This window comes from Marinobacter sediminum, from assembly GCF_023657445.1.
GTDB lineage: Bacteria > Pseudomonadota > Gammaproteobacteria > Pseudomonadales > Oleiphilaceae > Marinobacter > Marinobacter sediminum_A.
In genome coordinates this window covers 1,820,484-1,835,625 of record NZ_JAGTWY010000001.1, presented here as the reverse complement: position 1 = coordinate 1,835,625, position 15,142 = coordinate 1,820,484, and the positions used below count along the sequence as shown (strand labels likewise).

The window sequence follows — 15,142 nt, the reverse complement described above, 5'->3', positions numbered from 1 at the left end:
CCCCAGGGCCGGAGTTAAAGGAGAGCCAGCTTGAGCACCCGGTATCTGGAAAGTCTGTTCAATCCCTCGTCCATTGTGGTCATCGGTGCATCCGAACGGGCAGACAATCTTGGTGGCATGGTTTTGCGAAACCTTATGGGGGGTGGCTACCCGGGCCGGCTTCTGGTTGTTAACCATAATGAATACGACAATGTGCATGGTGTTGCCTGCGTCAAAAAAGTTTCAAAGATGGACTTTTCGCCGGACCTTGCCATCATCTGTACTCCTCCGGATACCGTGGCCAAAACGATCAAACGCCTGGGTGAGGCTGGAGTCCGCACCGTCATTGTCATGACCGGTGGTATGTCCCGTACCCACAGCAAGACCGGCCACCCGCTGATGTATGCAGTCCGGGAGGCCGCAAAGGAAACCGGTATTCGAGTTCTTGGCCCGAACACCATCGGCCTGATGGTGCCGGCGCGCAGCCTGAACGCGACATACGCCCATATAGGCGCCATCCCTGGTCGTGTGGCGTTTGTCGGCCAGTCGGGAACCATCGCCAGTTCGGTCATTGACTGGGCGTTTGCCCGGGGTGTCGGCTTTTCCTATTTTCTGACCCTTGGGGATGGCATGGATATCGATCACGATGATCTGATCGATTACCTGGCTCAGGATACCCAGACCCGCGCCATTCTGCTGCACATTGAGAACATTCCCAATGCCCGTCGTTTTATGTCGGCGGTCCGAGTCGCATCCCGCACCAAACCTGTTATCGCCGTAAAATCGGGACGGGTTCCGGAGTCCGAGTGGTTCCCTCACGAGTTACCCGCCGGGCTGACCCGCAGCGATCCAGTCTACGACGCCATGCTACAGCGGGCGGGTGTGCTGCGAGTGGATGGTCTGGGGCAGATGTTTGATGCCCTGGAAACCCTGACCCGGATGCGGCCCTTGCGCAGGGAAACCCTGGCGATTATGGCCAACGGTGTTGGGCCCGGGGTGCTGGCGGTGGACCGGCTAGCGGATCTGGGCGGAGAGCTGGCCGATCTGTCGCCATCTTCCATAGATGCTCTGGCGGAATTGCTTCCTTCATACTGGACTCGTCGCAATCCTATCGACCTCAACTACGATGCCTCTCCGGAGTTGTATGGCCAGGCCATCAAGATTCTCGCGAAAGATCCGGAAGTGGCCAATGTGCTGGTGATGTACGCGCCGAGTCTGACCGAAGACAGTCTGCAGATCGCCGATGCTGTGGTGCGGGCTTCGAAGGGCACCCGTCTGAACGTATTTACCTGCTGGCTTGGGCAGAGCACGGTGATGGACTCCCGGGAAGAGTTCTATCGGGCCGGGTTGCCGTCCTTCTTTAGCCCGGAAAAGGCGGTTACGGCCTTTATGCAGCATGTTCAGCACCAACAGGTTCAGCGACTGCTCACGGAAACTCCGGAATCATTTACGGATCATTTTGACGACCGAACCCATACTCGTCGTGTCGTGATGAACGCGGTAAGAGCAGGGCGAAGGCACCTTTCCAACCGTGAGGCCCGGGATCTGATCCAGGAATACGGTATCAGCACCATCGACACAATGTACTGCGATGACATGGAAGAGGTGTTGGAGGTGTTTGCTGTGGAGCGACGCCCCGTAGACATCACCATTATTCATGAGCAGGCGTGCCACCCGTTCCTGAACCTCAGCCCTACCCAACGCCGGTACAAAGGCACGATGCAGAAACTGAACAGCGAGGCGGCAATCATGGATGCCTGCCGGTTCCTGATGGGCGAATACCAGAAACATTTCCCGGAAAGCGGATTTCTTGGCTTTGCGGTGCAGCGTTCCTACCAGCATGTGGGCGGTATTGAGTTCAGTGTGGGGATTACTCGCGATTCGTTGTTTGGGCCGCTGGTGGTTTGTGGCGCAGCCGGTGCCCAGATCAATGTCCTGACCGATCGCCAGATTGCGCTGCCACCACTGAATATGGTGCTGGCGCGTGAACTGCTGCGCCGGACCTATATGTACAAGTTGCTCAAGGAGCACAGCCTGAGGCCGGAGGAAGATATCCGGGCGGTGTCTGAAACCCTGGTCACCCTGTCCCAGATTGTCATTGATATTCCCCAGATTCAGGGCCTTGAGATTTCACCGCTGCTGTTCAATGACCAGGGGGCAGTCGCTGTGAACATCGCTATTAATCTGGCCGAGAAACCTGGCCGGCCCATCATTCAGCCGTACCCAAGGGAACTGGAAGAGTGGATCGTGTTACCGAAATCGGGCCGCCGGGTGATTATCAGACCAGTGCTGGCGGAAGACGAGCCTGCCCATCGGGCCTTTCATGAACTGCAGTCACCGGAGTCTATCCGCTATCGCTTCTTTCAGTACCGCAAGCATTTCTCCCGGGAAGACGTTGCCCAAATGGTGCAGATCGACTACGACCGGGAGATGGTGTTTATAGCCAACGCGCCCAGGGAAGATGATGAGGGGGAAGAAACTCTGGGAACCGTGCGTACCTGGACAGATGCAGACAATTTGCAGTGTGAATTTGCCGTGATGGTCCATGACAAAATGAAGGGGGAAGGTCTGGGTGTCGCGCTGATGCAGAAGATGATCGATTACTGCCGCGACAGAGGTACCATGGAAATGGTTGGTAACGTGCTACCGGATAACCGGCCTATGCTGCAGCTGTCGGAACATCTTGGCTTTGAGATCAAGTTCAATCCCGAGGAGGAGGTCATGGATCTGCGTCTGGTATTGAATGAGCCGGAGAAGGACTGGCAGAGGGAGCGGTTGAGCAAGAGCGTCCACTGAGGAAACCCTTGCCCGAGAGAATCATTCCTCTACGATCGCGGATCGATCCTCTCCGCCCAGTGCTTCCAGCAAGCCGGGGAAGAGACGTGAAAGTTCCAGGGTCATCAGTGTGAATGCGGCGTCGAACTTTGCAACGGCGTCGTCCACATCCACATCATCCAGCTGGTCCTGCAGCGTCTCGCCAAATTTCAGTCGGCGGATACCCAGTTCCTCGTCCAGCACGAAGGATACGTTGTCGTCCCAGGTGAGTGACAGCTTGGTCACCTGCATGCCTGCGTCCAGGTGGTTGCGGATTTCGTCCGCCTTCAGGTCCAATCCCTTGCAGCGGACCACGCCACCGTCTTCGGACGGATCTTTCAGTTCGCACTCGCTGCCCAGAACGATCTGAGCGGGCAGGTCGATGGTCTCGTTAAGCCAGCCTGTGAAGGTGAAGGCGGGAGCCTGCTCCACAGCGGGTGGGCGAACGGGCAGGGATCCGAGGCTCTTGCGTAGGGTTGAGGCCAGGTCCTCGGCCTGTTTGGCAGAGCCGGCGTCAACGACAAGAACGCCGTCCTTGGGCGCGAGGTACGCAAAACATCTGCGATTCTTCGAAAATGCCTGGGGCAGCATTTCCAACATCACCTGTTCCTTGATTTCGTCCTTTTCCTTGCGGCGGACTTTACGGCCCTGTTCAATTTCGATGGCCTCGGCTTTTTCTTCCACCGCCTCTTTCACCACCGGGCCCGGCAGGATTTTCTCTTCCTTGCGCAGGGCGATCAGGTGGTAGCCATTGGCGCTGTGCACCAGTTGCTCGCCATGCTTGCCCAGCGGGGGCACCCAGCCCTGTCGGGTGGTTTCCTGTGGCCCACAGGGTTTAAAGGCGTCAGCCTGTAGCTTTTCAGCCAGCTCTTCGTCAGAGATATCGAAAGGTTTGGTAAAACGGAAAACACGGGCATTACGAAACCACATCAGGCTTGGTCCTTGCTCTAGAGTCGATTCAGATGATGTTTAAAAGGGGATGGGATGATACGACCACGCGATGGTGGTCGTAAAGTGGCCTGTAAGGCGTCAGAAGTTCATGATTTCAACCAGTATGGTCTTTACGATAAAACCGATGACGCCGGCGCCCAGGACGGTAAACAGGGCAATGGTGCCGAATTTACCGGCCTGGGATTTCTTGGCCAGATCCCAAACTATGAAACCCATCCAGACAATGAGGCCAGTCAGAAACACCAGCATGGCGATCTGGGAAAAAACTGCTTCGTTCATGACTTACTCCGATCTCAACCTGGTTTACTGCCCATCCCGCAGGAAAACCCAATTGTTTTTATCGGACTGGTCTTCGCTGAAATAGTAGCCTTCAAGGTCAAAGCCCTTGAGGTCATCGGCCTGGGTAATGCGATTCCGGATAGCATACCGGCACATCAGGCCACGGGCTTTTTTGGCGTAAAAACTGATCATCTTGTACTGCCCATTCTTCCAGTCTTTGAACTGGGGCGTGACGAGCCGGCCTTCAAGATCTTTCTTCTTCACACTCTTGAAATATTCGTTGGAGGCGAGGTTCACCAGCACGTCATCATCGGCGGCGAGCAAACGGTTCATCTCTTTCGTGATTTCGTTGCCCCAGAAGGCATAGAGATCTTTGCCGCGCTTATTCTCAAACCGTGTGCCCATTTCCAGGCGGTACGGCTGCATCAGGTCCAGGGGTTTCAAGACACCGTAGAGACCAGAAAGCATGCGCAGGTGTTCCTGGGCAAACGCGAAGTCATCGTCGCTGAAGCTTTCCGAATCCAGGCCCGTGTAAACGTCACCCTTGAACGCCAGGACCGCCTGACGGGCGTTGTCTGGAGTGAAGGGAATATGCCAGTTACGGAAACGCTCGGCATTGAGCTGCCCCAGCTTGTCACTGATGCTCATCAGGTTGCTGACCTGGTGGGGCTCCAGCTCCTTGAGCTGATCGATCAGCTCACAGGCATCATCCAGAAAGTCTGGCTGGGTATAAGTTTCCGTGGCCAGGGGGCTCTCATAATCGAGGGTCTTGGCAGGAGAAATAACCATTAACATGTCAGGCAATCCTCATTGCAGAAACATAAGTAACTGTTCCTGGGTAAACGGCCAGTCCAGTTCCGCACCAGTGTCGTTCCGACGAAGCACGGGAATGCGGGTGCCGTAACGTTCGACCAGCTCTTCAGACTGGGCGATGTCCACGACGTCTACCGGAATTGGCGCAGGCATGGGTGTATTTACCAGCAGAGCTTCAGCCAGCTCACACAGGTGGCACTGAGACGTTGTGTAAAAAAACAGTTCCATTATTTGGGCTGTGCGTCCAGCTGTTCGCCATTGATGCCAATGCTGTCTTTGCCCATGAGATACAGATATATCGGCATCAAGTCTTCCGGTGCCGGATTCTGTTGCGGGTTCTCTGCAGGATACGCCCTGGCTCGCATATTGGTGCGGGTAGCGCCGGGGTTCAGACTGTTCACCCGAACGTTGTGCCGCTCGTCGTCCAGTTCGTCGGCGAGCAGCTGGCTCAGACCTTCAACCGCAAACTTTGAGACCGCGTATGCGCCCCAGTAGGCTTTGGCTTTACGACCAACGCCTGAAGAAGTAAAGATGACCGAGGCGTCAGTGGACTTGCGCAAGAGGGGAATCATGGCCCGGCTCAGGAGAAACGGTGCCGTCGCGTTTACGTGCATCACCTTGTTCCAGATTTCCGGATCATAGAGTTCAACCGGGCTCCGGTCGCCAAGAATCGCGGCGTTATGGAGAATCCCGTCAAGTTGGCCAAAGTTATCTTCAATGGTCATGGCCAGCTCTTCGTAATCCTTGACCGCAGCACCTTCAAAGTTCATAGGCACGATGGCCGGTTTCGGGTGACCGGCGGCTTCGATCTCATCGTAAACCGATTCCAGTTTGGAAACGGTGCGTCCTACCAGGATCACTGTTGCACCATGGGCGGCATAGGCCTTTGCAGCAGCCAGACCAATGCCGCTGCCGGCACCCGTCACCATGATGATGCGGTCTTGCAGAAGGTCGGCGGGTGCTTGGTAATCTTGCATAACCTGTCTCCGTGTCAGGCTGTAGCCGGTTCGTGGAACCGGATTCAAATTTGGAGGGCTATTGTAACAGTTTTGCCAGATCGCTGACGGTGTCTGCGATAATGTCCGCTTGCCAAAGGTCAACTGTCTCCGGCTCTTCAATGTAACCATAGCGAACGGCGATGGTTTGCATTCCTGCATTGCGTCCCGCTTCGATATCCCGTACGTGATCACCCACGTAGACGGCGAGGGCAGGGTCGGCGCCAATCTGGGCGCAGGCGAGAAATAGCGCCTCGGGATGCGGTTTGCGCTGGGCAACGTGATCGGGGCAGATAACCACCGCACAACGTTCGGCCAGGCCAAGAGCTTCCACTAGAGGGGCGGCGAAACGCGCTGGCTTGTTGGTCACAATACCCCATGGAATTCCCCGCGATTCCAGACCTCTCAGAATCTGGTCCATGCCTTCGAAAAGAGTCGTTTCTTCGGCGACACCTGCTTCGTAAAGATCGAGGAATGCGGTGTGCTTTCCGCTGTAGTCGGGATGCTCTGGCTCCAGCCCGAACCCAACCCGGACCATGGCTCGGGCACCATTGGACACTGAACGCCGAATCTCCTCAGCAGGAAGGGCAGACAGCCCGTGTTGCTGTCTGAGCTGGTTCAGGCACCGGATGAAATCCGGTGCGGTGTCGATCAACGTGCCATCCAGATCAAACAGGACAGCGGAGGGGGATAGTTCAGGCTTCACGGGCGTCCCTGGCATGCATCAGGTAATTCACGTCCACATCCCTGCCAAGCTTGTAAACCTTGGTGATCGGGTTGTAGGTCATGCCTGTCAGTTCCAGTACTTCCAGTCCGGCATGGCGCAGGTGGTCCGACATTTCAGAGGGGCGGATGAACTTTTTCCACTCGTGCGTCCCTTTCGGCAACATGTTCAGAACATATTCCGCACCCACAATTGCGAACAGGAACGACTTGGGGTTGCGGTTGATGGTTGAGACGAACATGTGGCCGCCCGGCTTGAGCACGGTTGAGCAGGCCCTGATCACTGAGGCCGGATCTGGCACATGCTCCAGCATTTCGAGGCAGGTCACGACGTCATACTGACCAGCATGTTCCGGGTCCTCGGCGAGAGCTTCCACAGTAGTCTGGCGATAGTCCACCTTGATACCGCTCTCGAGCCCGTGCAGTTTTGCCACGGCAAGCGGCGCTTCCCCCATATCAATACCGGTTACGTGGGCGCCCCGCTGGGCCATACCCTCGGATAGCAGGCCACCGCCGCAGCCAACGTCCAGAACACGCTTGCCGGCCAGAGGAACCCGCTCGTCAATATAGTTCAGCCTCAGCGGGTTAATATCATGCAGCGGCCGGAATTCGCTGCTGGGGTCCCACCAGCGGCTGGCCAGTGCCTCGAACTTGGCGATTTCGTTCTGATCTACATTCTGGTTTGACATGATTTGTTCTGCCTGATGAATCTGTCGGAATTCGGTTATTGGGCCTGTTGATCACGGATTCGTTCCATCCAGCCATCGACGCGTAGCATGAGATCTGCCACATCAATGCGGGTGAGACGTCCCTCCTGTAACTGTGGTACGCCGTTAATCCAGCTATGGCTTACTGCTCGGCCATGATTGCTATAAACGAGGTGTGAAGCAGGATCATAGACCGGCTGCAGGAATGGATCGCTCAGATCCACTGCGATGACGTCAGCCAGCTTTCCAGCAACCAGTGAGCCCAGTTCGTGATCCCGACCTATGGCCCTGGCGCCATTCAGTGTCGCCATGGTCAAAGCCTGGTGTGCCGAGAGGGCGGCGGCATCTCCGGCTACTGCCTTGCCAATCATTGCGGCGGTGCGAAGCTCGCCAAACAGGTCCAGATCATTGTTGCTCGCGGCACCGTCGGTGCCAATGGCGACGTTAACACCGGCATCCATCAGCTTTTGAACGGGACAAAGTCCGCTCGCCAGCTTGAGGTTGGACTCTGGGCAATGAATGACGTGAGCCCCGGATTCCACGACGGATTTGAGGTCAGCGTCGTTAATCTGGGTCATGTGTACGCACTGGGTATTCGGGCCGAGAACACCCAACTCAGCCATCCGTGCAACGGGTCGCTTGCCCTGCTTTTCAGTCGCTTCTGTCACCTCGAAAGCGGTCTCATGCAGGTGAATCTGGATAGGTGCGCCGGTATCCGCAGACAGTTTGATGGCCTTTTGCAGCGGCCCGTCCGAGACAGTGTAAGGGGCGTGAGGGCCAATTGCCGGCGTTATGTATTCATCGCCTTTCCAGGTTTCAATCAGGGCCTTGCCCTTGCTCAGATATTCTTCCGGGCCGGAGCCCCAGGGGGTTGGGAAGTCCAGCAACGGGAAGCTTATCTGGGCACGCATGCCGACATCATGGGCAGCCTGGGCAGCAATCTCCGGGAAGAAATACATGTCGGAGAAAGTTGTGGTTCCTGTGCGCAGCATTTCCGCCATCGCGAGTTGTGTGCCATCGGCGATGAACTGTTCGCTGATAAAAGCGCCTTCCGCCGGCCAGATATGCTCATTGAGCCAGGTCATCAGCGGCAAATCATCGGCCATACCCCGGAACAGCGACATGGCGGCATGACCGTGAACGTTGATCAGACCTGGCATGACAACATGATGGCGCAAATCGACCGTTTCCCGGGTTCGGAACCTTAGATCGGCCTCATCCTGAGAAACCACTGCTGCAATCCTTGAGCCCTGGATGATGACAGCCTGATGTTCCAGCACGACTGCTTCGGGTTCGATGGGGATGAGCCATCGGGCGTTGATGCGGATATCGGCTGCGGTGATGGTGTCTGCCGTCATTTACCTGCCTTCAGTGCCGGGCGCGGAGGAGGTCGCGCTATGAAAATGTAGCCCGGAAGTATAAACGTTATACTGGCGCTTTTCAGCGTTTCAGAAACGGAGCTGTTTTATGGCGAACTCCCCCACATCAACTTCTTCGCGGGCAGTCGGCATAGTCGCGATACGCTGGCACGGCGCCAGTCTGGAGTTGCTGGATCAGCGGCTGCTGCCAACCGAGGAACACTGGATTACGGTGGAGGGCGCCTCGGGCGTCGCCCAGTGTATACGGGACATGGTGGTTCGAGGTGCTCCGGCCATCGGTATCAGTGCCGCTTACGGTGTCGCACTGGCTGCCCGCCATTCGGGCGGCGGTGACTGGAAAGCCGAGATCGAACAGGCTATTCGGGTACTTGCGGCTTCCCGGCCCACTGCGGTTAACCTTTTCTGGGCTCTGCAGCGTATGGAGCGGGTGTTCCACGGCTGTCATTCCCTGGACGAAGCCATTCAGTCTCTGGCGGACGAGGCGATCACCATTCATGAGGACGACCTGGCGGCCAATCTGACCATGGCAGACCATGCCCTTGAGGTTATGCATCCGGAGCAACCCATATCAGTTCTTACCCACTGCAACACGGGGGCACTGGCTACCGGTGGCTACGGCACGGCTCTGGGTGTTGTCCGTCGCCTCCACGAAAAGAAACTTCTGAAAACCGTTTACGCGGACGAAACCCGGCCCTGGCTTCAGGGTAGCCGCCTGACAGCGTGGGAGCTTGTGCAGGACGGTATCCCGGTTACCCTGAACGCAGACGGCGCTGCGGCGGCAATTCTGGCGCAGGGGGATGTGCGCTGGGTCGTAGTGGGTGCGGATCGGATCACCGCCAATGGTGATGTGGCAAACAAGATCGGAACCTACAGCCTCGCGGTGCTGGCCCGTCATCACAAGGTTGGTTTCATGGTGGTGGCGCCCTCAAGCACTGTCGATATGACACTGGCATCGGGTGGGGATATTCCCATTGAGGAGCGCGACGGCTCCGAAGTTCGGGAAATTCGCGGAATCCCCCTGGCGCCGCAAGGTGTGAGAGTGTTCAACCCGGTCTTTGATGTTACGCCGGCCAGTCTGATTGATGCCATCGTCACTGAGAAGGGCGTCGTTCACAATCCCAATATCACCGGAATGCGGGAGCTATTTGGCTGAGGGCTTGTTCCGCCCGGACTCAGGCGGATTCCCGGTTTCGGCCTCTCCCTCGTAGGTGGCCTTCAACTCGGCCACCTGCCTTTCCTGCTCCTCTATGAAATGTAGCGACATTTCGAAGCTCTGGCGGGTAAAGTCCAGCACTTTCTGGAAACCCTCGTCGGTGAGATTTCGGGCGTCATCGTGCCTGCGGAAAATATTGATAAATTCCCGTTCCCGTTCGAACTGCAGGGGGAGGCGTCCGACACCCCAGTCATTCAGAGCCTGCCAGACCTCCGGGTTGTAGTGGCGCGTGGTGCGCAAGATGAAGGGGATCGGGTCGTTGCGGGCAATCAGTGCGGCCAGACGCAGGATAAGTTCGAAGGATAGGGTGGAGGTACCGTTTTCAATGGCCTCCAGAACCGATTTGTCTTTCAGATTCAGGGCTTCGCTCATCTCCGACAGGGTCAGCCCGGCCACTTCGCGAATATCCTTGAGTGACTGGCCGGCTGTCAGCATGGCGCGTAACTGATCCTGGGAGTTAATCAGTGCCCGGCCAACTCTCAATGATGTATCGGTCGCGCGTGCACCAAAGCGCAGCGCGGAACCCGTAAGGTTGGTGAGCCGGTCAATCAGGCCTTCATGCCCCTTCGGGACCCTGTGCTCGGGCTTCTCTAGCTCTTCAACCTCGTCCAGTGAGCGCATGGCATGAAGCGCATCCAGCAGCATGTCCTGCAAGACGCGCGCTTTTTGCCGGCTGTCCTGGCCTTTGCTCTCCTCGGTCATGCCTGGGCGCCTTCCCGATTCACTGGGCCGGAGCCTGGGCCGCATACTGTTGAGGTGTCAGGATAGACGCCATGTGCTGATCCAGTTCCAGCATGTCGGCCATGATGTCGCCCCCTTCGCGGATAACGAAATCCAGTTCGTCGTCGGTCGTGTCCAGGTCTGCTGCCTTCTGGTCCTGCCAGTCTTCGAGGTCTTCAAGGCTTTCGAAGGGCTCCTCGTCCCGCAGTTCCCTGCGAGCGTTGGCAATGGTTAACCGCGTGCGCTCAACCTGTTCATGCTGGGTTGTGCGGGCTCCCAGGTTCAGGCTGACCGATTCCATCTCGCGCTGCTTCTTGAGGAAGTTGATTTCCTGTTGCAGCAGGCTGAATTCGGGGCTGGCGGTAAAACGCTCTTCGTGACGCTTGCGCAGTTCATCGATGATGCCGCTAAAATCGAAATACCTGGTGTGGGGGACAGCTTCGATCTGATCCCAGGGCAGGGCATGATCAAGGGCATCTTCGCCAATACGGTTCTTGTCGATACGTGACGGTATTTCGATATCCGGAATGACGCCCTTGTGCTGGGTAGATCCGCCGGATACGCGGTAGAACTTGGATTGAGTAATTTTCAGCTGACCATGATTCAGGGGACGAACCGCCTGCACGGTGCCTTTGCCGAACGTCTGTGAACCTACCACCAGGCCCCGACCATAATCCTGGATTGCCCCGGCGAAAATCTCGGAGGCGGAGGCACTCATACGGTTGGTAAGAACGACCAGCGGACCGTCGTAAGCCACTGACGGATCCTCATCGTTGAGAACCTGAACGTCATTGTTGGCGTTGCGAATCTGAACGGTCGGGCCCTTGTCGATAAACAGGCCGACCAGGTCATTCGCTTCATGCAGGGCGCCACCACCGTTGTTGCGAAGGTCAATCACCAGGCCATTCACGCCGTCCTGCTCAAGTTCGGTAATAAGCTTGCGTACGTCCCGGGTGGTGCTCTTGTAATTGGGGTCACCGGCCTGCATGGCCTGGAAGTCCGCATAGAATGTGGGAACTGTAATGACGCCGATGTTGTAATCGCTGCCGCCGCGTTCAAGCTGAATGATGTCTTTGCTGGCGCTCTGCTCTTCCAGCTTGACTTCATCCCGTTTGATCGAGATCGCCTTGGTAATGGTTTCATCGCTGGCGTTGGCCGGAATAACTTCCAGGGTTACCACGGAATTTCGTGGACCCCGAATCAGATCCACAACCTCATCCAGGCGCCAGCCAATCACGTTGACAGCTTTTTCTTCTTCCTGGGTCACCGCAACAATACGGTCTGCAGGCTGGAGTTGGCCCTGCTTGGATGCTGGACCACCCGGCACAAGCCGAACCACCTTGGTGTACTCATTATCCGACTGCAGTACCGCACCGATCCCCTCCAGAGAGAGGCTCATGTTGATGTTGAAGTTTTCGGATGTGCGCGGCGAGAAGTAGGAAGTATGGGGGTCCCACATGCCGGTAAAGGCGTTCATGTAGGCCTGGAATGCATCTTCACTGCGGGCCTGATACGCGCGTTTGAGCTGCCCCTCGTAACGGCGGCGCAGATTGTCTTCAATGGTTTCGTCATCGGATCCATTGAGGCGCTGGGCCAGGACGGCATTCTTGATCCGCTTGATCCAGAGCTCATCCAGCGCCTGTTGATTGGCTTCCCAGCTGGCGTCGGAACGATCCAGAAGGATGCTCTCACTCTTGTTGAAATCCAGCTCACCGATGCCCTTGTTGATCAGGCTCAGGGCAAACTGCAGGCGCTCAATAATACGCTGCTGAACCAGGTTGTAGATATCGAAGCCCGGTTGAAGCTGGCCCGTTTTCAGAGCCGATCCTAACTGGGTCTTGATACGATCAAATTTTGTCAGGTCTTCCTGAGTCAGGTAAATGCGCTGGCCATCCAGGTATTCGAGGTAGGAATCGAACACGTCACTGGACAGTTCATCACTGATACCAAGATCCCGGAAGTGGGTGAACTGAAGCTGGCGGGCAATCAGAATATTGGCTCGGGCCTGATCAATGGTTGGCGCAACGGGCTCGTAAACTCTGGCGTCATCTGCCTTGGCCTGCAAGCCCATGGGTGCCGAGAACAGCAAAGCGATGGTGACAGCCTTGCATATGCCTGTCTGGCTGCTGTTGGCCGGCGAGCGACGAGCCCTAATTCTTTCCGCGATGGTCATAAATACATACCTGACGGTGCTGGGCGAAAGTTCTTAAATCATGAACCTTTCTGTACCCGTTGGCGATAAATTTATTGTAGGCAAGCGATACACCCGTTGCCATAGGCAGGGCGTATCGATTCGTGACAATCTGTCCATGAACCCGTCAGGTTGTAACAGCCTGCGGCTTAATGCGGGAAGCACCCGGGAGGTGCCGGAGGGGGTTAAACCTCCGGCTGCGATGCTCAGGCAAACGGGGTGTTGGTCTCTGCTTTTTGAAGTAACAGCCCGGGAGGCGCAAAACGGTCCCCATGCTGTCTGGCGAGCTCTGTTGCACGCTCTGTAAAGGCGCGCACACCGTACTGGTTGATGAACTGAATTGCACCGCCGGTCCAGGGGGCGTAGCCGATACCGAAAATGCTACCGATATTGGCGTCTTCCACGGAACGCAGAACGCCTTCCTCCAGACACCGCACTGTTTCGATCGCCTGTATGAATAGTATCCGGTCTTTCAGGTCCTGCAGTGAGGCAGTGCGGGCCTTGTCGGAATCCACGTACAAGCGCTCCAGTTCCGGCCAAAGGTACTTCTTGCCATTGTCCGGGTATTCATAGAAGCCGGCACCGGACGCCTTACCTTTCCGGTTCTGCGCATTCACCATCTGGTCTATCACCGCCTCGGCGGGATGTGGGGCCCAGCTACCACCGGCAGCTTCGGTGTCTTTCCTGCTCTGGTCACGAATATGCTGCATGAGGGTCATGCTGACTTCATCAGAGATAGCCAGGGGACCAACAGGCATACCGGAAAGCAGGCCCGCGTTCTCGATACTTGAGGGGTGAATGCCTTCCGCCAGCATGCAGATGCCTTCGTTTACAAAGGTGCCGAATACCCGGGACGTGAAGAATCCGCGGCTATCGTTGACCACAATGGGGATCTTGCCGATCTGTTGCACATAGTCGAATGACCGCGCCAGTGTTTCATCAGACGTTTTCTCGCCCACAATGATTTCAACGAGCTGCATCTTGTCCACGGGGGAGAAAAAGTGCAGGCCAATAAAGTTTTCTGGCCTTGCGGACGCGCCGGCCAGTTTGGTGATGGGAATGGTGGAGGTGTTGGAGGCAAAGATACCGTTGGTTACCAGCTTTGGCTCGGACTCCTGGGTCACTTGCGCCTTGAGGCCGCTGTCCTCGAAGACCGCTTCAATCACCAGGTCGCAACCATCCAGATCGGCGGCAGCGTCCGTGGCCTTGATACGGTCGAGAATCTCCGCCTTCTGCTGTTCGGTCATCCTGCCACGGCTGACTTTCTTGGCCAGTAGCTTTTCCGAGTAGCTTTTTCCCTTTTCGGCGTTCTCCACAGAGACATCTTTCAAAACAACGTCGATGCCACGGGTGGCCGTAGAATAGGCGATACCTGCGCCCATCATGCCTGCACCCAGAACCCCCACTTTTTTAAACGTCTCTTTATCGACACCGTCGGGACGGCTGCCTCCGGCCTTTATGGCGTTTAGCTGGAACCAGAATGTGCCGGTCATGTTTTTGGCAACCTGGCCAATGACCAGCTCGGCGAAGTAGCGGGTCTCAATAAGGCTGCCGTTATCGAAGTCCACCTGGGCACCTTCAACTGCGGCAGAAAGGATGCGCTCCGGTGCCGGATAGCAACCTTTGGTTTTCTGCTTCAGCATGGCGGGCGCAATGGAAAGTTTCTGCGCCATGGCGGGATGGTGCGGCGCACCGCCGGGGAATCTGAAACCTTTCTGATCCCAGGGCTGCTGACATTTCGGGTTGGCCGTGATGAAGGCACGGGCCCTGGCCATCATGTCTTCCCCGGAATCGGCCAGCTCATCCACAATGCCTGCCTTCAATGCAGCGGTCGGATTCACCTGCTTGCCTTCCATCAGGTAGGGGAAAGCGGCTTCGAGGCCAATCATCCGGGGCAGGCGCTGGGTTCCCCCACCGCCCGGTAAAAGTCCCAGGGTAACTTCCGGCAGGCCCAGCTGAATCGATTCATTGTTGAGTACGACACGATGGTGGCAGGCGAGGGCAATTTCCAGCCCACCGCCGAGCGCACTGCCGTTGATGGCAGCCACAACCGGCTTGCCGCTGGTCTCGAGAAAGCGCATGCCAGCCTTCAGGCTGTTAACCATTTCCTCGAAGGTCTCGGCGTCATCACGGGTGACCTTGTGCAGTTCTTTCAGGTCACCGCCGGCAAAGAAGGTTTTCTTGGCAGAGGTAATAATAATGCCGTGGATGTTACCGAGGTCTTTTTCGACTCTGGTGACTGTCTCTGCCAGTCCCTCGCGGAAGGCCGCGTTCATGGTGTTGGCTGACTGACCGGGCATATCGATGGTCAGGGTCAGAATCTGGTCTGAACCCAGGTCGTAATGTATCGCACTCATAATCGGTTCTCCTCTCAGAAA

General features: G+C 56.7%; 13 protein-coding genes. 2 read left to right on the top strand and 11 right to left on the bottom strand.

What is annotated here, in order from left to right:
• Positions 1–30 precede the first annotated feature (30 nt).
• Complete coding sequence (locus KFJ24_RS08735; protein ID WP_250830685.1) at positions 31–2,775, top strand: bifunctional acetate--CoA ligase family protein/GNAT family N-acetyltransferase; 2,745 nt, start codon at positions 31–33, stop codon at positions 2,773–2,775.
• 21 nt (positions 2,776–2,796) lie between these two features.
• Here the strand turns inward: KFJ24_RS08735 and rdgC are convergent, their stop codons facing one another.
• The 8 genes from rdgC to KFJ24_RS08695 form a co-directional block, all read right to left on the bottom strand.
• Complete coding sequence (gene rdgC / locus KFJ24_RS08730; RefSeq protein ID WP_250830683.1) at positions 2,797–3,723, bottom strand: recombination-associated protein RdgC; 927 nt, start codon at positions 3,721–3,723, stop codon at positions 2,797–2,799.
• A gap of 99 nt (positions 3,724–3,822) precedes the next feature.
• Entirely contained in the window at positions 3,823–4,023 is a 201-nt protein-coding gene (locus KFJ24_RS08725) for a DUF2788 domain-containing protein (protein ID WP_250830681.1), read from the bottom strand.
• A 24-nt stretch (positions 4,024–4,047) separates the two neighbouring features.
• Positions 4,048–4,818 (bottom strand): peroxide stress protein YaaA, encoded by a 771-nt coding sequence (gene yaaA, locus KFJ24_RS08720; RefSeq protein WP_250830680.1) that lies wholly within the window; start codon positions 4,816–4,818, stop codon positions 4,048–4,050.
• A gap of 12 nt (positions 4,819–4,830) precedes the next feature.
• The gene (locus KFJ24_RS08715; protein ID WP_250830679.1) at positions 4,831–5,064 is read right to left on the bottom strand and encodes a glutaredoxin family protein; all 234 of its coding nucleotides are present in this window, start codon (positions 5,062–5,064) and stop codon (positions 4,831–4,833) included.
• A complete protein-coding gene (locus tag KFJ24_RS08710) occupies positions 5,064–5,813 on the bottom strand; it encodes a YciK family oxidoreductase (protein ID WP_250830677.1) in 750 nt (249 codons plus the stop codon). Before KFJ24_RS08710 ends, KFJ24_RS08715 begins: the two co-directional genes overlap by 1 nt.
• Before the next feature lie 58 nt (positions 5,814–5,871).
• Positions 5,872–6,552 (bottom strand): phosphoglycolate phosphatase, encoded by a 681-nt coding sequence (gph, locus tag KFJ24_RS08705; protein WP_284709171.1) that lies wholly within the window; start codon positions 6,550–6,552, stop codon positions 5,872–5,874.
• A complete protein-coding gene (gene ubiG, locus KFJ24_RS08700) occupies positions 6,527–7,243 on the bottom strand; it encodes a bifunctional 2-polyprenyl-6-hydroxyphenol methylase/3-demethylubiquinol 3-O-methyltransferase UbiG (protein ID WP_250830674.1) in 717 nt (238 codons plus the stop codon). The genes gph and ubiG overlap by 26 nt, the downstream gene beginning before the upstream one ends.
• Before the next feature lie 35 nt (positions 7,244–7,278).
• Entirely contained in the window at positions 7,279–8,619 is a 1,341-nt protein-coding gene (locus KFJ24_RS08695; protein WP_250830672.1) for a TRZ/ATZ family hydrolase, read from the bottom strand.
• A gap of 109 nt (positions 8,620–8,728) precedes the next feature.
• Between KFJ24_RS08695 and mtnA the strand changes: the two genes are divergently transcribed.
• Positions 8,729–9,793 (top strand): S-methyl-5-thioribose-1-phosphate isomerase, encoded by a 1,065-nt coding sequence (mtnA, locus tag KFJ24_RS08690; RefSeq protein ID WP_250830670.1) that lies wholly within the window; start codon positions 8,729–8,731, stop codon positions 9,791–9,793.
• Here the strand turns inward: mtnA and KFJ24_RS08685 are convergent.
• The 3 genes from KFJ24_RS08685 to KFJ24_RS08675 all read right to left on the bottom strand — a co-directional run bounded on the left by KFJ24_RS08685 (position 9,782) and on the right by KFJ24_RS08675 (position 15,121).
• A complete protein-coding gene (locus tag KFJ24_RS08685) occupies positions 9,782–10,555 on the bottom strand; it encodes a helix-turn-helix domain-containing protein (protein WP_250830668.1) in 774 nt (257 codons plus the stop codon). The genes mtnA and KFJ24_RS08685 overlap by 12 nt on opposite strands.
• 19 nt (positions 10,556–10,574) lie before the next feature.
• Positions 10,575–12,746 carry a carboxy terminal-processing peptidase gene (locus tag KFJ24_RS08680; RefSeq protein ID WP_250830667.1) on the bottom strand — a complete coding sequence of 724 codons (2,172 nt, stop codon included), beginning with the start codon at positions 12,744–12,746 and terminating at the stop codon, positions 10,575–10,577.
• A gap of 224 nt (positions 12,747–12,970) precedes the next feature.
• The gene (locus KFJ24_RS08675) at positions 12,971–15,121 is read right to left on the bottom strand and encodes a 3-hydroxyacyl-CoA dehydrogenase NAD-binding domain-containing protein (RefSeq protein WP_250830666.1); all 2,151 of its coding nucleotides are present in this window, start codon (positions 15,119–15,121) and stop codon (positions 12,971–12,973) included.
• Between the last annotated feature and the right edge of the window lie 21 nt (positions 15,122–15,142).